The following is a 19,957-nucleotide window of genomic DNA, read 5'->3' on the forward strand; positions in this document are numbered from 1 at the left end:
CATGCCCTTTCCCGTCCTGTCCACCTACCGGCTGCAGCTGCGGGGTGAGTCCAGCGGGTTCGGGTTCACCTTCGCCGACGCCGAGGCCCTGCTGGATTACCTCGACGACCTCGGGGTGAGCCATCTGTACCTGTCCCCCGTGCTGACCGCCGCCCGGGGGTCGAACCACGGCTACGACGTCACCGATCCCACCACGGTCGCCCCGGAGCTGGGCGGCGCCGACGGCCTGGCGCGGCTGTCGGCGGCGGCCCGTTCGCGCGGCATGGGCCTGATCGTCGACATCGTCCCCAATCACCTCGGCATCGACGACCCCGAGCAGAACGCGTGGTGGTGGGACGTGTTGCGGCACGGCCGGGACTCGCGGTACGCCGCGTTCTTCGACGTCGACTGGGACCTCGACGAGGACGGCCGAATTGTGCTGCCAATACTGGGTTCCGACGACGACGCGGCCGAGGTGAAGGTCGACGGCGACCGGCTGCGCCTCGGCGACCTCGCCCTGCCCATCGCCCCGGGCACCGGGGAGGGCAGCGGCCCGCAGGTCCATGACCGCCAGCACTACCGGTTGGTGGGCTGGCGAAACGGGGCCTGCGGCTACCGGCGCTTCTTCTCGATCACCTCGCTGGCCGGGCTGCGGCAGGAAGACCGCGCGGTGTTCGACGCCAGCCACGCCGAAATCGCCCGCTGGTTCGACGAGGGGCTCGTCGACGGCGTGCGCATCGACCATCCCGACGGATTGTCCGACCCCTGCGGGTATTTGGCCCGGCTGCGCGAGCTGCTCGGGTCCGACGCGTGGATCGTCATCGAGAAGATCCTCGCCGTCGACGAGGCACTCGAGCCGACGCTGCCGGTGGCCGGCACCACCGGCTACGACGTGCTCCGGCAGGTGGGCGGCGTCTTCGTCGACCCCGCCGGCGAGGAGGCGCTCACCGCGCTCGTCGACTCCGCGGGCCTGGATTACGGCGCCATGCCCGGGCTGCTCGCCGAGCTCAAGGTCCGCGCCGCCACCGAGACCCTGGCCAGCGAGCTGGCCCGGCTGCGCCGGGCGGTCGCGGCCACGGCGGGCACCGATCACCCGCTGCTGCCCGAGGCGATCGCCGCCCTGCTCACCCACATCGGCGTCTACCGCAGCGACTACCCCGGCCTGGTCGCGCTGCTGCCCACCGCGTTGGCCGAAACACAGGCGCAGTCACCACAATTGGGGCCCGCGCTGCAGGTGCTGGCGGCGGCGCTGGCCGAGGGCGGCGAGCCCGCGACCCGGCTGCAGCAGCTCTGCGGCGCGGTGACCGCCAAGGCCGTCGAGGACTGCCTGTTCTACCGCGACGCCCGGCTCGTCTCGCTCAACGAGGTGGGCGGCGAACCGCACCGCTTCGGCGTCGGCCTCGCGGAGTTTCACCACAGCGCCGCCGACCGCGCTCGGCTGTGGCCGCACACGATGACGACGCTGACCACCCATGACACCAAGCGCGGCGAGGACGTGCGGGCCCGCATCGGCGTGCTGTCCCAGGTGCCGTCGCTGTGGACCGAGTTCGTGGCCCGCTGGGAGGTCCGGGCCCCCTCGCCCGATCCCGCGACCGGACAGTTCCTGTGGCAGAACATCTTCGGGGTGTGGCCGGTGAACGGGCAGGTGACCGCGGAGCTGCGCGCCCGGTTGCACGCCTATGCCGAGAAGGCCATCCGGGAGGCGGCCTGGCACACCTCGTGGAGCGACCCGGACGCCGCCTTCGAGGGCGCGGTGCACCGGTGGCTGGACACCATCCTCGACGGCCCGGTGGCCGGCCAGCTGACCGAGCTTGTGGTCCAACTCAATCCGCACGCCGCCAGCGACGCGCTCGGCCAGAAGCTGCTCGCGCTCACCGTGCCCGGGACGCCGGACGTCTACCAGGGCACCGAGTTGTGGGACGACAGCCTGGTCGACCCCGACAACCGTCGCCCCGTCGACTACGCCGCCCGCCGGGCCGCGCTGAAAGACCTGCAGCATCCCAAGATTCGCGTGGTCACCGCGGCGCTTCGGGTGCGCCGCGCCCGCCCGGAGACGTTCCTGCGCGGCGGCTACCATCCGGTGCTCGCCGCCGGCGAGGCCGCCGAGCACGTGGTGGCGTTCCGCCGCGGGGACGACGTGCTGGTCACGGTGACCCGCTGGACCGTGCGGCTGGCCGAAAAGGGCTGGGGCAACACCGTGGTGCCGTTGCCCGAGGGCACCTGGACCGACGCCCTGTCCGGCGCCGTGGCCAGCGGGGCGACCTCCGCGGCCCAACTGTTCTCCGACCTGCCCGTCGTCCTGCTGGAGCGCCGGCATGACTGAATTCCGGGTCTGGGCGCCCAAACCCGCGCAAGTGCGACTCGACCTGGACGGCGCCGTGCACCCCATGACGCGATCCCACGACGGCTGGTGGCACGCGGACGTCGACGCGCCGCCGGGGGCGCGGTACGGATACCTGCTCGACGACGACCCCACCGTGCTGCCCGACCCCCGCTCGCCCCGCCAGCCCGACGGGGTGCACGCCCGCTCGCAGCTGTGGGACCCTCCCGACGCCTGGACCGACGGCGACTGGCCGGGCCGGTCGGTCGAAGGGGCGGTGATCTACGAAATGCACGTCGGCACGTTCACCGCCGGCGGCACGCTCGATTCGGCCGTCGAAAAGCTGGGCCACCTGGTCGATCTCGGCGTCGACTTCGTCGAGCTGATGCCGGTCAACTCCTTCGCCGGCACCCACGGCTGGGGATACGACGGCGTGCTGTGGTACAGCGTGCACGAACCCTACGGCGGACCCGACGGCCTGGTCCGGTTCGTCGACGCCTGCCACGCGCGCGGCCTGGGGGTGCTGATCGACGCGGTGTTCAACCATCTCGGCCCGTCGGGAAACTACCTGCCGCGCTTCGGTCCCTACCTGTCGTCGGCGAGCAACCCGTGGGGCGAGGGCATCAACATCGCCGACGCCGACTCCGACGAGGTGCGCCGCTACATCATCGGCTGCGCGCTGCGCTGGATGCGCGACTTCCACGCCGACGGCCTGCGACTCGACGCGGTCCACGCGCTGGTGGACACCACGGCCATCCACATCCTCGAGGAACTCGCCACCGAAACCGACGCGCTGTCAAGCCAACTGGGCCGCCCGCTGTCGCTGGTCGCCGAAAGCGACCTCAACGACCCGCGGTTGATCACCCCGCGCGAACGCAACGGCTACGGGCTGACCGCGCAGTGGGCCGACGACATCCACCACGCCATCCACACCGCCGTGTCCGGCGAGCGGCAGGGCTACTACGCCGATTTCGGGTCGCTGGCCACGCTGGCGGAGACGTTGCGACGCGGCTACTTCCACGCCGGCACCTACTCGTCGTTCCGGCACCGCCGCCACGGGCGACCGCTGGACACCGCGACCATCCCGGCCACCCGGCTGGTCACCTACACCTGCACGCATGATCAGGTCGGCAACCGGGCGCTCGGCGATCGCCCCTCGCAGAACCTGAGCCCCGGCCAGCTGGCGGTCAAGGCCGCCCTCGTCCTCGGATCGCCCTACACCGCAATGCTTTTCATGGGCGAGGAATGGGGCGCGTCCACACCGTTCCAATTCTTCAGCTCGCATCCCGAACCGGAGCTGGCGCGGGCCACGGCCGAGGGCCGCAAGGCCGAGTTCGCCGAACACGGCTGGGATGCCGCAAAGAACGGGGCCATCCCCGACCCGCAGGACCCGGAGACGTTCCGGCGCTCCAAGCTGGACTGGGACGAGGCCGGCGGCGGGGAGCACGCCCGCCTGCTGGACACCTATCGGGATCTGATCACGCTGCGGCGCGACGACGCCGACCTGGCCGACCCCTGGCTGGAGCACCTCGTCGTCGAATACGACGAAGCCGAGCGCTGGATCACGTTGCACCGCGGCGGATTGCGCATCGCCTGCAACCTGGGCGCCGAGCCGGTGACCGTGCCGGTGACCGGCGAGCTCGTCCTCGCCTGGGGCGAACCGAAGCTCGACGCCGACAGCGCCAAGCTGCCCGGGCATTCGTTCGCCATCCTGGCAGTGCGCGAGAAGTCAGTGCGCTCGCCGGCTCAGAACAGCGTGCCGCAATAGGGCACCCTCCGGGTGTTGAAGGCGGCATCCAGGTCGCCCAGCGCACCGCTGCGCAGCTCGGTGATCCGGCTCGCCCGGTGCAGTTCCCAGGGGCGATGGGCGCCCATGTAAATGGACGCCAGGTCGCCCAGGGCGAGTTTGACGTCGGCGGGCCCGTCGTGCGGCGTGCACGCCCCGACGCCGTCGCGGGTCTGCAGCCGGAAGCGCCCGCCCGCCACCCCCAGCGGATCCGTGACTTCCAGGACCACGTCGGCGTCGGCCCAGTAGGTGCGGGCGCCGAGCGCGTCGGGCACGTTCATGATCCGCATCCACAGGAAGTCGCTCACGCGCGTCGTTTGAGCGGCAAGCTGGTCCTTGAGCTTGAGCGGAAGCGGGTCGTCGACGGGGACCTCGATGACGATGTTGTCGAACATCTTCAAGCTCACCAGCGTCCCGAGCAGCTCGTCGTGCGCTTCGTCGGTGACGGCGCAGAAGTCCTGCACGACGAGGGTGCCGAACGGCCGGCGATACGCGTGCGGCGAGGCTCCGATCACCCGGTACGTCAGGAAGCCGTCGGGATGAATCACGAAATGCAGGGTCGATCCGTCGTCGCGCTGCGTGGGCCGGTCCTCCAAAAAGTCGGCCCACCAGCCGGTGTCGCGGCTCAGCGCCCCGGGCGTGATGGCACACCACCGGTCGTAGACGGCGGCCAGGTGCTCCCACACCCCGGAGGCGTCGACCACCCGCGCCCGATTCTGGTTCGGTTTGGTGCGCAACTCGGTGAAGCGCGGCTCGATGTTGTACGTCCGGGCGTGGCTGGCCACTCCGGCGCCCAGTATCTCGTAAACCGTTGGCTGGGTGGGCACCCCGCACAGGATGGGATAGCCGCGCTCCTGCAGTATGCCGAAGCCCTGGATGCTGATCTGCTGCCAGATTCCCCTGCCCTGATGCGTGGCCGGCACCGCGATCATGGCCAACCACGCAGCGTCGAGGCTGGCGCCGCCGGGCACGGTGAGCCGCAACCGGTAGTACAGCGACGTCCCGACCAGCAGTGGCCGCTGGGGATCGGAAACGTCCTCGGCCACCAGGATGTCGTCGGGCCGGACCCGGCGCCGCCACGCCTCGACGTCCGCCGGGTCGACCGAAACTCCGTACGCCTGAGCCTGATTGGCGTAGACCGAGGGCAATTCGTCGTCGGTCGCGAACCTGATCCTGATGTCGTCGTTCGAGGTGTTCACCGCTGTATCGGTACCCAGGCTTTGGCCTCGGAAACGTGGCCGACTCCGCAACGCGGGTACAGTGGAAGCATCACTTAAACGACCTAAGTAACGACCGCGTGGAAAGAGGTTGGCGGATGACCCGCACCGAAAACGACACCTGGGATCTGGCGTCCAGCGTCGGCGCGACCGCGACGGCCGTCGCCGCATCGCGCGCGATGGCCTCCCAGGGCCCGGACGCCCTGCTCGACGACCCGTGGGCCGACCCGCTGGTGCGGGCGGTGGGCATCGACACCTTCGTCAAGCTGATCGACGGCGAGCTCGGGCCCGCCGACGACGATCCCCTGATGAACCGCCGGGCGATGAACGAGCAGATCGCCGTGCGCACCCGCTTCTTCGACGACTTCTTCACCCAGGCGACCCGCTCGGGCATCAGGCAGGCCGTCATCCTGGCCTCCGGCCTGGACACCCGGGCCTACCGGCTGAACTGGCCGAACGGCACGGTGGTGTACGAGATCGACCAACCCGAGGTCATCGAGTTCAAGACCCGCACCCTGGCCGGCCTGGGCGCCGAACCGGCCGCGCAGCGCCGCACCGTTGCCATCGACCTGCGCGACGACTGGCCGTCGGCGTTGACCGCCGCCGGGTTCGACCCGGGCCGCCCGACCGCCTGGAGCGCCGAGGGCCTGCTGCCCTACCTGCCGCCCGACGCCCAGGACCGCCTGTTCGACAACATCGCCGCGCTCTCGGCGCCGGGCAGCCGGATCGCGACCGAGCACCTGGACCTGCGCAACGTCCCCGCGGATTGGGCGCAACGGCTGACGGAGCGGTCGCGCCGCATCGGCTCCAACATCAACCTGGCCGAGTTGTTCTACACCGGCGAGCGCAACACCGCAGCGGAATACCTCGCCGGGCACGGTTGGCGGGTGGACGTCCGCACCACCGAGCAGTGCTACGCCGCCAACGGCTTCGAGTTGCCCAACGACGAACTGGCCGCATTCGGCAGCGATTCCGGCTACCTGACGGCGACCCTCGGCTAGGGCCCGCCGCGCCAATGCTCGATGCGGTGATGGTCCGGCGTGAACCCGTGCTCGACGCCCCACAGCACCGCCTGGGTGCGGCTGGCAACGCCTAGCTTGCGGTAGATCGTCCGGATGTAGGACTTCACGGTGTTGGGGCTCAGGTAGGTCAACCGGGCGACGTCGGCATTGCTCTTTCCCTGGGTGATCAGCGCCAGGATCTCGGCTTCCCGGTCGCTGAGCCCCTCGCCGCGGCCGGGCCAGTCCAGGCCGGGCGCGCTGCGGGCGCGCGAGGCCACGTCGCTGATGACCTCCTCGCCGGAATGCACGGCCTCGAGCGCGGCGACCAGCTCGCGCGCGGGGAGCGTCTTGGACAGGTACCCGTGCGCGCCCTGTCGCCGCGCGCTCTCGACGAGATCCGGATGAAAGTTCCAGGTGTAGACCACAACTCGGTGCGCCCGGGGGTTGGCCACCAGGGCGGCGATCTCCTCGTGGTCGGATTCCGGCTGGGCAAACGAGTCGTACAAGACGATGTCGACGGTGTCCTCGACGGGCATGGTGGAGTCCAGCTCCGCGATCACGACGCGGTCGCGGTAGGGGTCGAGCATGTTGGCCACGCCCTTGACGACGACGTCGTAGTCGTCGACGAGCGCAACCGTGATGGGCACGCCCCGAACATTACCTACCTAGGGGTGTATTGCTACCGCCCTTAGGGGTGGTCGACTGGACGCAGCGTCGGGGGAAACAGCCTTCATGGAGAGAGGTTTCGTCATGATCATTCTCGGCATCGTCCTGCTCGTCGCGGGATTCCTGCTCAAGATTTCCATCCTGTGGACCATCGGAATCATCCTGCTGGTCATCGGCGCCATCCTGGCGATCGTCGGTCATACCGGACACGCCATCGCCGGCCGCCGGCATTACTTCTAGCGACACCGAGGGTTCTAGCGACACCGACCGGCAGGGTCGCCGCGGAATCGCGTTTGCCCCGGCGGCGCCCGGGTTATTCGACATGAGTACGAGAGGAGCGCGAAATGCCCATCTGGCAATGGATTTTGATCGGTGCCTCCGTCGTCGTCGTGGTCGCCGTGGTCATTGTCGCGGCAACCGCGGGGGCCAGACGCCGGAAATCGCGGCGACTCAGGGAGCACTATGGCTCAGAATACGAGCGCCTGGTGTCGCAGGCCGGGGGCAAGGCGGCCGCCGAGAAGGAACTGGTCGCCCGGGAACGCAAGCGAGAGAAACTCAACATCGTTCCCTGAAGCCGGCGGCCCGATCGGATTTCAACATCCGCTGGCAGCAGGTCCAGACCACGTTCGTCGACGATCCGGCGACGGCGGTCGGCGTCGCCGATCGTCTGGTAACGGAGGTCATGTGCGAACGGGGTTACCCGGTCGATGATTTCGATCAGCGAGCGGCCGACATCTCGGTTGATCACCCGCAAATCGTCGACGATTACCGCGCCGCGCATGGCATTCACCTGGCGCAGCAGCGCGGTGATGTGAGCACCGAGCAGCAGCGGGAGGCCTTCGTCCACTACCGGGCGCTGTTTGAGAAGTTGCTCGAGGAGACAGCAGACAACCACACATCAAGGGAGAGAAGCGCATGACCACGCACGAGCACCCAACCGAGACCACTCCGACGTTCGACGAGCCCCCGACCGACTCAACACCATCGGCGGACGAGCCCACGACGTCGCCGGTGTCTAGCGACCCGTCGACGGCATCGACGCAACCACCACCACCGCTGACCGGCACGCCGTCGGGGACATCGGGCGAGTCCCCGAATACCGACGCCGAAGCGGGACACAACCGCGAAACCGACGCGGGGGTTGCCCACACATCCGAGGCGCAGCGTGAGTCCCCGACGGAGGAAAACCTCTTCGCCGATGACGAACTCGCGGACCTGCGGGCGCGGTGGGCGGGCGTGCAGGCGGCGTTCGTCGACGATCCCAGGGACTGCGTGCAGAAGGCCGACGTGCTGGTCTCGGATCTGGTCGACCAGCTCACCAGTGGCTTCGCGCATGCCCGCTCGCGGCTCGAAGAACAGTGGGCTCGCGGCGAGGAAGCTTCCACCGAAGACTTGCGGGTGGCGCTGATGCACTACCGCGAATTCTTCGAGCGGTTGCTCGCGGTCTGAGCCGTCGGTGCGCACGGCACTGTGACCCGTCGGCGCGGGGGCCTGCAATACTGCGTTGTGGATGACGCCCCGCACGACACGGCTCGGTTCACCCGCGACCAGCTGAAGCGGTTCGCCGGCGAAACGCTGCCGGACTTGATATCCGACCGGGTCCGGCTGCTGTTCGTCGGGATCAACCCGGGCCTGAGAAGCGTTGCCGTGCAAGCCCATTTCGCTCCCCGGGGCAATCGGTTCTGGCCGGCGCTGTTCCGCGCCGGCGTCACCGATCATCTGATCGACGCCTCGGCCGGGTTTACCCCCGCCGACCGGGAGTATTTGTTGGACCTCGGAATCGGCATCACGAGCTTTGTCGAGCGGGCAACCGCGGGCGCGGACGAGCTCACCGTCGCCGAACTCATCGACGGCCGGAGCAGGCTGGACAACACCGTCCGCCAGTACTCCCCCCGCGTTGTCGCGGTCCTGGGGGTTACCGCCTACCGCGACGCCTTCGGCGACCGCCTGGCGAGGCCGGGCATTCAGGCGTCGCCCTACCCCGGCACCCAGCTGTGGGTGCTCCCCAATCCGAGCGGGCGCAACGCCCACGCGTCGCTACCCGCCCTCGCGGCCGCCTACGGCGAGGTCGCCCGGGCCGCGGGCATCCCTACACGCTGGGACGGCCGGTAGCCAGCACCGCCTCGGCGATCGCGTCGGCCAGCGGCTCGACCTCGCGCGCGCCCAAATCCGCGACGGTAACCCGCATTCCGGGTGAGGTGCGAATCCGGAACCGCGCGCCCGGCGCCGCGGCCCAGCCCGCGCCGAGCAGCCGGGTGATCGCGACGGTCTCGTCGGGCACCGGCACCCACACGTTGAGCCCGGAGCGCCCGCGGGCGGCGACCCCGCGCGCTGCGAGCTCGCTCAGCAATTGCGTCCGGTTGGCGCTGTATTGCTTCTCGGCCCGGCCGACCAGGCGCGCCGCCGTGTCGTCGGACCACAGGCCGACGGCGAGATCCTGCAACAGGTGGCTCACCCACCCCGGGCCGAGGCGCAGCCGGCCGTGCACGCGCTCGACGGTGCGGCGGTCCCCGGCGAGCACGGCGACCCGCAGGTCGGGGCCGTAGGCCTTGGACGCCGACCGCACGAAGGCCCAGTGGCCGGTCGAGCCAGCCAGCGGGTGCAGCGGCGCCCCGGCGATGCCGGCGCAGTGATCGTCCTCGACGAGCAGCACCTCGTCGGCGTGGGCGGCCAGCAGTCCGCGCAGCGCGTCGGCGCGATCCGCCGAGAGCGCCGCGCCGGTCGGGTTGTGCGCGCGGGTGGTGACGACCGCGGCCCGCACGCCGCGACCGAGCGCCCGGGCGAGGTCGGCGACCAGCGGCCCGTCGTCGTCGACCCGGACCGGCTCGGCCGAAAAGCCCAGGGCGGCAAGCAGATCCAGCAGGTTGGCCCAGCCCGGATCCTCGACGGCCACCCGGTCGCCCGGTCGCAGGTGCGCGGCGAGTGCCCGCTCGATGCCGTCCAGCGCGCCGCTGGTCACCGCCAGGTGCTCGGCCGGGACGCCGTCGTCCGACAGCACGGAACGGCTGAACTCGACCAACTCGGGCGACATCGCCGGCTCGCCGTAGACCAGGGGCCTGGGGTGCGGCAGTCGCGCCGAGGCGATCGGCAGCAGTGCTGGGTCGGGGTTCCCGGTCGACAGGTCGCGCACGCCGGCGGGGACGTCGAGCCCGAGCAGGGAGCGGGGCGTCGTCGCGGGGCGGTGCCGTACCCGGGTGCCGCGCCGCCCCGCGGTCTCGATGGCCCCGCGATCGCGCAGCAGGCGGTAGGCCGCGGCCACGGTGTTGGCGTTCACGCCGAGCCGGCCCGCCAGGTCGCGGATGGGCGGCAGCGCGTCCCCGGGCGTCAGCGCGCCGTGGGAGATGGCCTCCTCGACGTTGGCGGCTATGGATTCCGCCCCCGTCCCCGTATATTGTACTGGCACGATAGTAATTATGTACTAGAACAATATTGAAGGCAATCCGTTGGACACCGCATATCGCCAAACCGCAAGAACCACGCCCACCCGCTACCGCGAGCGCGCGCGCTACGACCGGCCCACCGTCCACGCGATCCTCGACGAGGCCCTGATCTGTCACCTGGGCTACGAGGGCGCCGGCGGGCCGGTGGTGTTGCCGACGACGCATACCCGCCTCGGCGAGACCCTCTACCTGCACGGTTCCACCGGCGGCGGCCCGCTGCTGGCCGCCAGGGCGGCCGAAGCATCCGCGGGCCTGCCCGTCTGCGTCACCGCCACGCTCGTCGACGGCCTGGTGCTGGCCCGCTCCGCCATGCACCATTCGGTGAACTTCCGCTCGGTGGTGGTGCTGGGCTCCGCACGGGTGGTCGACGACCCGGCCGAGAAGCTGCGCGCCCTGCGCGCCCTGCTCGACCACATCCGGCCCGGCCGCGCGGACGACTGCCGCAATCCCAACCCGCGCGAGCTCGCCGCGACCGGGGTGCTCGCGCTGGATCTGGCCGAGGTCTCGGCCAAGGTGCGCGCCGGCGGCCCGGTCGACGACCCCGAGGACAGCGCGTTGCCGCACTGGGCCGGCGTGGTGCCGCTGAGCATGACGGCCGGAACCCCGGTACCGGCCGACGACCTGGCGCCCGGCACCGCCGTGCCGGCCTACCTAACCTGACGACGCGGCGCGCCGGGGGTCGGTCCACCACGACCCGACCAGCATGACGATGCCGGCCCAGGCGAGGCCCAGCAGCCAGCCGGCCAGCACGTCGCTGACGTAATGCACGCCCAGGTACACGCGCGAGTACCCGATCACCAGCGCCGAGCCGATCGCCACCGCCCAGACGATCACCCGCCCCGTCCACCCGGTGATCAGCCAGCGGGTGATCATCCAGGCGGAGATGACCATGATCGCGGCGGTGCCGGTGGCGTGGCCGGAGGGGAAGGAATAGCCGTCCGCGGCGACCGCGGCGAACGGCTGGGATGGTCGTTGCCGGCCCACCGACGCCTTGGCGGTGAAGAGCATCAGCGCCATCCCACCGCCTCCCACCAAAGCGAGCACCACGGGCCGCCACGACCTGCAGCGCCACCCGGCGACAACGGAAACCGGTAGGGCAAGTGCGGCAAGGAAAGGCGGATCGCCTCCGGCGGTGACCACGCGCAGCGCCGTGGTGAGCCACAGATCGCGGTGGGTCGCGAGCCACCCTGCCGCCGGTCGGTCGATCCCGACGATGCCGTCGCCCTCGAGCACATCGTCGAGCACCTCGGTGAACCCCACCGCCACGGCCGCCACCACGACGAAGCCCAGGAGCAGCGCGACGCCGGCGACCTCGTCGGCGGGCAACCGGCGCGCCAACGGCCATCCCCGCGCGCGGATCCCGTCGCGTGTCCAGGTCAGCGTGCGGGCGAACACCGCGGCGCCGGACACCCGCGACCAGAGCCGACGCAACGCAAGCCCAGACCGACCGACCCAGATCGCCGCCGCGGCCAGCAGGACCAGGAACACCACGGTGCCGGCGCTGACGACACCGAATCCGGGTTGACCCATGTTCCCCGGCTACAGGAGGTAGCGGTAGGCCGGCGAACCGGGCTCGAGGGCCTCGACGTGGATTTCCGTCGCCCGCATCCGCGCCATCAGCCCGTCCAGGCCCGCGGCCGATCCCAGCTCGATCCCGACCAGCGCCTCACCGGTTTCCCGGTTGTTGCGCTTGACGTACTCGAACAGGGTGATGTCGTCATTGGGCCCGAGCACCTCGTCGAGGAACCGGCGCAGCGCGCCCGGCTCCTGCGGGAAGTCCACCAGGAAGTAGTGCTTGAGGCCGAGGTGCACCAGCGAGCGCTCCAGCACCTCGCCGTAGCGCGACACGTCGTTGTTGCCGCCCGAGATGAGGCACACAACGGTGGATCCCGGCTCGACGTTCGCCTCCAGCAGGCCCGCGACCGCCAGCGCGCCCGCCGGTTCGGCGATGATGCCCTCGTTCTGATACAGGTCCAGCATCGCGGTGCACACCGCCCCCTCGTCGACCGTGGTGATCGACACCATGTCGCCGGCAGCGGCCAGCGCGGCGTAGGTCAGCGTCCCGGCCCGCTTCACCGCGGCACCGTCGACGAACTGGTCGACGTGGTCCAGCGTCACCGGCTCGCCGGCGGCCAGCGCGGCCACGATGGCCGCGGCGCCGGCGGGCTCGACGCCGAGCACCGCGGTGTTCGTCGTCCGTTCGGCCAGGTAGGTGGTGATGCCGGAGATGCAGCCGCCGCCGCCCACCGGCACGACGACCAGGTCGGGCTCCGCCTCGAGTTGGTCGAGGAGCTCCAGGGCGATGGTGCCCTGCCCGGCCATGGTCCGCGGGTCGTCGTAGGGCGGCACCAGCGTGGCGCCGGTGCGTTGGACGTCGTCGAGCGCCGCCTCGGCGGCCAGGTCGTAGGTCGACCCGCCCACGATCAGTTCGATGAAGTCCCCGCCGTGGTAGCGGATCCGGTCACGTTTCTGTTTGGGCGTCTTGGCCGGCACGTAGACGCGGCCGTGCACGCCGAGGGCGCGGCACGCGTATGCGAAGCCCTGCGCGTGGTTGCCCGCCGACGAGCACACGACACCGGCGGCCAGCTCCTCCTCGGAGAGCTGCACCAGCAGGTTGTACGCGCCGCGCAGCTTGTAGGAGCGCACCACCTGCAGGTCTTCGCGCTTGAGGAAGACCTGCGCGCCGGTGACCGCCGACAGCCGATCGCTCAGCTGCAACGGGGTGGGCGTGACCACGGGGGCGATCCGCTGGGCCGCGGCATCGATGTCGGCCGCGCACAGCGGCGACTCACGCGGGGTCTGGCTCAGTTCAGCGGACACCGATCAATGGTCCCATGCCATCCAACTGGGAATTAGCTCACCGGGCTCAGCACGAAGACCGGGATCTGGCGGTCGGTCTTCTTCTGGTACTCGGCGTAGTCGGGCCACGCCTGCACGGCGCGCTCCCACCAGACGGCCTTCTCGTCGCCGAACACCTCGCGCGCGTCGTAATCGCGGGTGACGGGCCCGTCCTGCAGCTCGACGCGCGGGTTCTTCTTGACGTTGTAGTACCAGACGGGGTGCTTCGGGGCGCCGCCGAGCGAGGCGACGACGGCGTACTCGCCGTCGTGCTCGACGCGCATCAGCGGGGTCTTGCGGATCTTGCCGGTCTTGGCCCCGACCGTGGTCAGCAGGATGACGGGCTTGCCCTTGAGCTCGGTGCCTTCGGTCCCGCCGGATTCGGCGTATTTGTCGGCTTGTTCGCGGGACCAATCGAAGGGGCTGGGCGCGTATTCACCTGATAGTGGCATGCCACCGACTCTACGGCGCGGCACCCGTCAGATAGCGCGCGAGCACCGGTCGCAGCCATGCGGTCAGCGTCGCGTCGTCCATCCCGGCCAGCGCCGGGACCCCGACGACGTAGCGGGCCATCGCGATGCCCAACACCTGCGAGCCCACCATCGCGGCCCGTTCGGCGGCGCGGTCGGGCGTGACGGTGGCCAGCGCCGGGGCCACCTGCTCGGCGAACACTTCCAGCAGCGCGTCGGCGGCGGCCCGATTGGTCGCGGCCGCGCGCAGCAGCGGCAGGAAGGACCCGGCCGGGTCCCACACCTTGACCAGCAGCGGCACCAGCACGTCCGCCAGCCGCTCGGGTTCGACACCGGAGAGGTCGGGAAAGGTGACCTCGAGCCGCGAGACCTCGGCGAACAGCTCCGCCTTGCTGCCGAAGTAGTGCATGACGAGCGCGGGATCGACGCTGGCCTCCGACGCGATCGAGCGGATCGTGGTCCGCTCGAAGCCGCGGGCGGCGAACTGCGCCCGCGCCGCGCTCAGGATCGTCGCCCGGGTGGCCTGCCCGTCTCGGGTCTTCGCCGGCATGGCGAAATTGTATTCAACAACTGTTGACACCGCCAGCACGCGGGCCTACGTTGAGTTCAACAACTGTTGAAATCGATTCTTGGGAGCCCGCCATGACCGTGACCGTCATCCAGATCGGGCTCGATCCCGACGTGATCGATTGCTCGGCGCCGGATTTCGCCCAATTCCCGGGGCTGTCCAGGGACACACTGCGGGCCGCCAACAACGACAACGTCGCGGCGTTGCGCGCGGCCGGCTACCAGGTCGACAACTGCCTGATCGACTTCGGCACGGCGGGCGCCGAAAAAGCCCGCCGATGGCTGGAAGCCAAGCGCTACGACGCGGTGCTGATCGGGGCCGGGATCCGCCTGGTCGCGAGCAACACCCTGCTGTTCGAGTCGATCGTCAACACCGCGCACGCGACGCAGCCCGGCTGCCGCTTCGTCTTCAACCGCGCGGCGGTGTCGACGCCCGGCGACATCCGCCGCTGGTACCCCGAGCCGGAAGCAGCGGTGCGATGAACACCGCGCACCACGTCGACGTCCTGGTGGTTGGCGCGGGCCCAACGGGCCTGACCGCCGCCGGTGACCTGGCCCGCGCCGGGCGGTCGGTCGCCCTGCTGGAGCGCTGGCCAAGCGAAAACCCCTCCAGCCGCGCGTTCGCCACCATGGCCCGGACGCTGGAAGTGCTCGACAACCGCGGGCTGGCCGACGAGGTGCTGGCGCGCGGACACCGCGCGCCGGGCGTGCGGCTGTTCGCCGGCGCCCGCATCGACCTGACGCATCTCGACTCGCCGTACCCGTTCGTGTTGGTCACCCCGCAGGGCAACGTCGATGCGGCATTGCGCCGATACGCGCTGGCCGAGGGGGCCGACCTGCGCCGCGGCGTCGAGGTGATCGCGCTGGACCAGGACGCCGATGGCGTCACCGTGACCGCCCGTCCCAAGGGCGACGACGATCCCGCGCATCGGCAGACCTGGCGGTCGCGGTACGTGATCGGCGCCGACGGCGCGCACAGCACCGTTCGAAGGTTGGTGGGCGCAGACTTTCCGGGCAAGACGGTGCTGACGTCGATCGTGCTGGCCGACGTCAAGCTGGCCGGCGGACCCTCCGGCGGCGGCTTGACGGTGGGAGCCACCGGGAACGTCCTGGGGTTCCTGGCGCCCTACGACCGCCTCGACGCGGGCGGCTCGTGGTATCGCGCCATGGTGTGGGACCGCGACCACCAGGTGCCCGACACCGAGCCCGTCGACGACGGCGAGATCGTCGACGTCCTCACCCGGGCCATGCACACCGATTTCGGTGTGATCGACATCGGCTGGAAGTCCCGATTCCATTGCGACGAAAGGCAAGTCGAGCAATACCGGCACGGCCGGGTGTTCTTGGCCGGCGACGCCGCGCACGTTCACTCCCCCATGGGTGGTCAGGGCATGAACACCGGGATCCAGGACGCCGCGAACTTGGCGTGGAAGCTCGACGCAGTGCTGGGCGGCGCCGACGATGGCCTGCTGGACTCCTACCATGACGAGCGCCACCCGATCGGCAGACGCGTGCTGATCCAGTCCGGGTTGATAGCCCGCGCGGTGACGCTGCACCCGCGACCCGCCCGCTGGCTGCGTAACCTGTTGGCCCCCAAACTGCTTCGTATTCCCGCGGTACGCGACCTGGTGGCCGGCAGCTTCGCAGGCACCACGCTGCGTTACGGCCGGCGCGGGCCGGTCGGCACCCGCGCCACCCAGATACCGCTGGTCGAGGGACGGTTGGCCGAGCTGCAGCGCACCGGCGGATTCGTGCTGGTGCGCGAACGCGGCGCGGCGCCGGTCGAGGCGCCGGGAACGATCCAGGCCGAGCGAGCAGACGACGGCCCGGCGGTGCTGGTGCGCCCCGACGGGTACATCGCCTGGGCGGGAGCGTCCGCCGAAGCCCCGATCCCGGCTACCGCGACCCGGCCAGCTCAGCGATCGCGTTGACGCGCCGCACAGCGGTGGCGATCTCGTCGGCGAACTCGCGTCGCCGCTGGGCGATCCGGGGGTCCTCGAACCCGTCCACCAGCTCGCGATGCCGCGCCAATCGCAGCGCGGTCTTGAACAGCTCCATCGACCTCGATTCGGCGCTGGCCATCCTGCGCTGCAGCTCCCACTGCTTGCCCACCTCGAGGCATTCGGTGAGAAACGTGTCCTCGTCGAATGATTCGTCGTCGTAGGCGGCCAGCCGGTCGGCGACGATGTGGTAAGCGTCCAGGAACGGGCGCAGCACCAGGTGCGCCAGCAGCAGGTCGGCCTTCTCCAGCAACCCGCGCACGTCCGCGGCGCGCGCGGCCTTGCTGGTGTTTTCGACCCGCCCGATCAGGCGCACCTCGTCGGCGAGTTCCTTTTCGAACTGTGCGCGGGCCGAGAACAAGAACTCGAACTTGAGCAACTCGCGCAGGCTCAGCGCCTCGTCGCGCACGGTCGTCGGCAACACCAGGCGGTCCACCGAATTCTCGGCGTCTTCGACGGCCGCGAGCAGCGCCGTCTCGGCGATCGCGCGGTCGACCAGGATGTGGATGGCGGTGTTGCGGTAGAACGCCGCGACCAGGTGCTGGTCGGCCCCGATGCCCCAGACGGGTTCGGTGCCGGCGTCGTAGACGCTGACCACGCCGGAGGCGACGAGTTGGTGCAGCGTCCAGCGGATCGTCGAGCGGTTCGTCAGGTCGGCGGCGCCGGCCACCGTCCAGTTCCGCGCCCCGATGTAGCTGGCCAGTGGACGCACGGTGGCCAGCACCTCGCTGATGGACAACGACCGGTCCGCCCCCAGCAGCGCGAGGCTGACCACCGCGGTGGGGGTGACCGGCGTCGCGCGGTTGATCCGGTGCTCGACATCCAGTGCGATGCGCTCGATTTCGGTCCCGGCGCCCGACGCCGAGGTATCCAAGGCGCGCAACTCTTCCAGCCGCTTGCGCAACGGCAGCGGTTCGCCGAAGTCAAGGTAGGCGCGCCCGAGCCGCTCGCCCTGCTGTCGCGCCAGCCGGACCAGAAAGCGGAAGTCCTCCGGCCGTTTCGCCGCGCCGTAGGCCTCGGTGGTCATCGCCTCCACCTCGTGCAGCTGGTCGTAGACGATGGAGGTCGGCACCAAATAGACTTCGGGGCCGTCGATTTCGTCGACGGCGTCGCTGATATAGCGCAGGATGCCGTACACGGGCGGGCGCAGCTTGCCGGTCCGGGTCCGGCCCCCTTCGATCGACCAGGTGAGGTTGACGTGGTTTTGCACCAGCTGGGCGGCGTAGGCGCGTAACGCGAACCGGTACACCGGAATGTCCTTGGTCTGCCGCCGGATGAAGATCGTGCCCGTGCGCTTTGCCCAGGCGCCCATCGGAAAGAAGTTCAGGTTCGCCCCGCCGAAGGTGAGCGCGGGCGAGAGGCGGTTGGCCTGGATCGACTCGGGCAGCAACAGGCCGTCCAGGTAGGAGCGATGCGAAAAGGCAAACGCCAGCGTCGCTTTGCGGTCCAGCTTGCGCAGCTGGGCGATCTGATCCTCGTCGACGAGGATGTCGTAGGCCCGCATCAGCCAGCAACTGAAGCTGCGCCAGGCCCTGACCGCCCGCTCGTCCAGCGACGGCGCCATCTCGCGCAGGTAGCCGGCGGCCTCGGCGCGCACGTCGTCGCGGTCGCGCCCGAGCTCCTCCGCCAGCTTGGCCAGCCGCTCGTCGAACCAGGGCGCCGCCAACAGCTCCACCACCTCGTCGGGGTCGCTCGGTAACGGCGTCGTCGACGTCGACCCGTCGACAATTCCGGTGCGCTGCAGCAGCTTTCGCACCCCCATGCGCCCCATTTCGCGCGCCGACACGACCGGCTCCCCGCTCACGCCGGCTGCGCCGTCACGGGTTCGGAGGGCTCGTGGACGTCGGGATGAAGGTCGGAAGAATACAGTTCCTCGATCTCCGCCGCGTACTTCGCCATGATCGGCTTGCGCTTGAGCTTCATCGTGAGCGTGATCTCGTCCCCGCCCGGCTCCCACAGGGTAGGCAATACCCGGAAGCGCTTGATCTGTTCCACCCGAGACAGTTTGGCGTTGCCCTCGGCCACACCCGCTGCGATCTGGGCGATGACGTCCGGATGGTTCGCCAGCGCGGCCGGCGAGGCGTCCGAAAGGCCGCACTGGGCCGCGTAGGGTCCGACCGAGTCGGCGTCGAACACCATCAGGGCGGCGTTGTACGGCCGTCCGTCACCGATGGTGATCATCACGCCGACCATCGGGCAGGCGGCCAGGACGGTGTTCTCAATGTTGGCCGGCGACATGTTCTTTCCGGCCGCGTTGATGATCAGCTCCTTCTTGCGGTCCACCACCCGCAGATACCCCTCGGCGTCGGCCTCGAAGATGTCACCGGTGTGCAGCCAGCCGTCCTCGTCGATCGCCTCGGCGGTCTTGGCGGGTTCCTTGCGGTAGCCCTTCATCACCAGCGGACCGCGGATCAGCAACTCGCCGTCGTCGGCGATCTTGCCCTCCAGACCGGGCAGCAACTTGCCAACGGTGCCGAGTCGGGCGTCGCTCGGATTGCTCACGGTCGCCACGCAACTCAGCTCCGACATGCCCCAGACCTCGGCGATCGGGATGCCGATGCTGAGGAAGAAGGCCAGCGTCTCGATGGGAATCGGCGCCGCCCCGGATACCGCCCAGCGCAGTTCGCCGAAGCCGAGCCGCTCCCGCAGCTTGGACAACACCAGTTCGTCGGCCTTGGCCCATTCGGCGGCCAGTTCGTCCGACATCTCCTCGCCGGCCACCAGGGCCGCAGCACGTCGGGCGGCCACCGACATCCCCCACTGCAACGCCTGCCGCTTGACTTCGTCCGTCTCGTGGGTCACGGCGAATTCGATTGCGGCCTTGAGCTTTTCCCACACCCGGGGCACCGCGCCCCACACCGTGGGCCGCACGTCGGGCAGTGCGGCGGCGATGGCGCGCGCGTCGGGGATCGCCGTGACCTGGGAGCCGAACACCTCCAGGCTGTACAGCCCCTGCACCCGGTCGGCGATGTGTGCGGTCGGGAGGAACGACGTGACCCGGTCACCGAACTGGGCCGGCAGAACCGAGTCGAGGGCGAACGCCTCGAACAGCAGGTTGGCGTGGGTCATCTCCACGCCCTTGGGGTTTCCGGTGGTCCCGGACGTGTAGATGAGCGTGACGACGTCGTCGGGTCGCACCGCCCGCCAGGTGGATTCGAAGTCGAAGTCGTCGGGCGCGGCGGCATACAGCTCGTCGACGGAGATGGTGCCCGGCGGCGAGCCGTCGATGCAGACGATGTGCTCGACGGTCGCGCCGCTGGCGCGAATGCGGTCGACGTACTGCTCCTCGCAGATCGCGACCTTGGTGCCGGCGTTGTCGAACAGGTAGGTCAGCTGCTCGGCGGGCAGCGTGTTGTAGACCGAAAACGACACGGCGCCAACGTGTTGGGCGCCGATCTCCAACGGGTAGAACTCGATCCGGTTGGCCATCATCAGCGACACCGTGTCGCCCCGTCCCACCCGGAGACCCGCCAGGCCGGCGGCGACATTGCGCACCTGCTCCGCGAGCTCGCGCCAGGTCAGCGTCTGGGTGCCGCCGGGGGTCCGCAGCGCGACGGCGTCCGGTTCGATCGACGCGGTGCGCTGGAACGCCTCGCACAACGTGGCCGGACGTTCGGTTGTCGTCATTCGGTTCTCCTTCGCGCCGGATCAGCACAGCCCTCGTGAGCGTACG

18 protein-coding genes and 1 pseudogene are annotated in these 19,957 nt (G+C 70.1%); 10 read left to right on the forward strand and 9 right to left on the reverse strand.

The genetic code is table 11. From position 1 onward, the window contains the following. Position 1: 1 nt before the first annotated feature. Positions 2-2,302, forward strand: coding sequence for a malto-oligosyltrehalose synthase (gene treY / locus A9X00_RS27835; RefSeq protein WP_067161174.1), 2,301 nt, complete (start codon positions 2-4; stop codon positions 2,300-2,302). After that, on the forward strand, positions 2,295-4,067 hold the full coding sequence (treZ, locus tag A9X00_RS27840) for a malto-oligosyltrehalose trehalohydrolase (RefSeq protein WP_067161177.1): 1,773 nt from the start codon (positions 2,295-2,297) through the stop codon (positions 4,065-4,067). Before treY ends, treZ begins: the two co-directional genes overlap by 8 nt. Here treZ and A9X00_RS27845 read toward each other — a convergent pair. After that, a complete protein-coding gene (locus A9X00_RS27845; RefSeq protein WP_067161180.1) occupies positions 4,046-5,284 on the reverse strand; it encodes a GNAT family N-acetyltransferase in 1,239 nt (412 codons plus the stop codon). The two genes, treZ and A9X00_RS27845, sit on opposite strands and share 22 nt — an antisense overlap. Before the next feature lie 116 nt (positions 5,285-5,400). Between A9X00_RS27845 and A9X00_RS27850 the strand changes: the two genes are divergently transcribed. Continuing rightward, a complete protein-coding gene (locus tag A9X00_RS27850) occupies positions 5,401-6,303 on the forward strand; it encodes a class I SAM-dependent methyltransferase (RefSeq protein ID WP_067161183.1) in 903 nt (300 codons plus the stop codon). Here A9X00_RS27850 and A9X00_RS27855 read toward each other — a convergent pair. Next, positions 6,300-6,890: a response regulator transcription factor gene (locus tag A9X00_RS27855; RefSeq protein WP_082975573.1), complete on the reverse strand. Its 591-nt coding sequence runs from the start codon at positions 6,888-6,890 to the stop codon at positions 6,300-6,302. The genes A9X00_RS27850 and A9X00_RS27855 overlap by 4 nt on opposite strands. A gap of 163 nt (positions 6,891-7,053) precedes the next feature. Here A9X00_RS27855 and A9X00_RS31565 point away from each other — a divergent pair, with 163 nt between their 5' ends. From A9X00_RS31565 to A9X00_RS27870, 4 genes and pseudogenes are all read left to right on the forward strand, one after another. Further along, a complete protein-coding gene (locus A9X00_RS31565; RefSeq protein ID WP_197515292.1) occupies positions 7,054-7,209 on the forward strand; it encodes a DUF6131 family protein in 156 nt (51 codons plus the stop codon). Positions 7,210-7,313: 104 nt separating this feature from the next. Then, a pseudogene (locus tag A9X00_RS27860) lies at positions 7,314-7,888 on the forward strand (hypothetical protein). Next, positions 7,885-8,418: a hypothetical protein gene (locus A9X00_RS27865; RefSeq protein WP_067161188.1), complete on the forward strand. Its 534-nt coding sequence runs from the start codon at positions 7,885-7,887 to the stop codon at positions 8,416-8,418. The pseudogene A9X00_RS27860 and the gene A9X00_RS27865 overlap by 4 nt, the downstream one beginning before the upstream one ends. Positions 8,419-8,475: 57 nt before the next feature. Then, the gene (locus tag A9X00_RS27870; RefSeq protein WP_082975568.1) at positions 8,476-9,081 is read left to right on the forward strand and encodes a mismatch-specific DNA-glycosylase; all 606 of its coding nucleotides are present in this window, start codon (positions 8,476-8,478) and stop codon (positions 9,079-9,081) included. Here A9X00_RS27870 and A9X00_RS27875 read toward each other — a convergent pair. Then, positions 9,059-10,372, reverse strand: coding sequence for an aminotransferase class I/II-fold pyridoxal phosphate-dependent enzyme (locus A9X00_RS27875; protein ID WP_067161190.1), 1,314 nt, complete (start codon positions 10,370-10,372; stop codon positions 9,059-9,061). The genes A9X00_RS27870 and A9X00_RS27875 overlap by 23 nt on opposite strands. 40 nt (positions 10,373-10,412) lie before the next feature. Between A9X00_RS27875 and A9X00_RS27880 the strand changes: the two genes are divergently transcribed. Then, entirely contained in the window at positions 10,413-11,069 is a 657-nt protein-coding gene (locus A9X00_RS27880; RefSeq protein WP_067161192.1) for a pyridoxamine 5'-phosphate oxidase family protein, read from the forward strand. Here A9X00_RS27880 and A9X00_RS27885 read toward each other — a convergent pair. From A9X00_RS27885 to A9X00_RS27900, 4 genes are read right to left on the reverse strand one after another with little or no spacing between them, the layout of a single operon-like run. Next, positions 11,061-11,939, reverse strand: coding sequence for a phosphatase PAP2 family protein (locus A9X00_RS27885; protein ID WP_067161194.1), 879 nt, complete (start codon positions 11,937-11,939; stop codon positions 11,061-11,063). The genes A9X00_RS27880 and A9X00_RS27885 overlap by 9 nt on opposite strands. Before the next feature lie 9 nt (positions 11,940-11,948). Further along, on the reverse strand, positions 11,949-13,229 hold the full coding sequence (gene ilvA / locus A9X00_RS27890) for a threonine ammonia-lyase (protein ID WP_067161204.1): 1,281 nt from the start codon (positions 13,227-13,229) through the stop codon (positions 11,949-11,951). A 32-nt stretch (positions 13,230-13,261) separates the two neighbouring features. Then, a complete protein-coding gene (locus tag A9X00_RS27895; RefSeq protein WP_067161209.1) occupies positions 13,262-13,699 on the reverse strand; it encodes a nitroreductase family deazaflavin-dependent oxidoreductase in 438 nt (145 codons plus the stop codon). A gap of 10 nt (positions 13,700-13,709) precedes the next feature. Further along, positions 13,710-14,267 (reverse strand): TetR family transcriptional regulator, encoded by a 558-nt coding sequence (locus tag A9X00_RS27900; protein ID WP_067161280.1) that lies wholly within the window; start codon positions 14,265-14,267, stop codon positions 13,710-13,712. A 92-nt stretch (positions 14,268-14,359) separates the two neighbouring features. Between A9X00_RS27900 and A9X00_RS27905 the strand changes: the two genes are divergently transcribed. Further along, a complete protein-coding gene (locus A9X00_RS27905; protein WP_067161212.1) occupies positions 14,360-14,767 on the forward strand; it encodes a hypothetical protein in 408 nt (135 codons plus the stop codon). Then, the gene (locus A9X00_RS27910; RefSeq protein ID WP_067161215.1) at positions 14,764-16,215 is read left to right on the forward strand and encodes an FAD-dependent oxidoreductase; all 1,452 of its coding nucleotides are present in this window, start codon (positions 14,764-14,766) and stop codon (positions 16,213-16,215) included. Before A9X00_RS27905 ends, A9X00_RS27910 begins: the two co-directional genes overlap by 4 nt. Here the strand turns inward: A9X00_RS27910 and A9X00_RS27915 are convergent. Together A9X00_RS27915 and fadD11 are read right to left on the reverse strand one after the other, a co-directional pair. Next, the gene (locus tag A9X00_RS27915) at positions 16,181-18,070 is read right to left on the reverse strand and encodes a lysophospholipid acyltransferase (protein WP_156772331.1); all 1,890 of its coding nucleotides are present in this window, start codon (positions 18,068-18,070) and stop codon (positions 16,181-16,183) included. The genes A9X00_RS27910 and A9X00_RS27915 overlap by 35 nt on opposite strands. Before the next feature lie 14 nt (positions 18,071-18,084). Continuing rightward, entirely contained in the window at positions 18,085-19,911 is a 1,827-nt protein-coding gene (fadD11, locus tag A9X00_RS27920) for a fatty acid--CoA ligase FadD11 (protein ID WP_067161219.1), read from the reverse strand. Positions 19,912-19,957: the final 46 nt, after the last annotated feature.

The organism is Mycobacterium sp. 1245805.9, from assembly GCF_001672915.1.
Taxonomy (GTDB): Bacteria; Actinomycetota; Actinomycetes; order Mycobacteriales; family Mycobacteriaceae; genus Mycobacterium.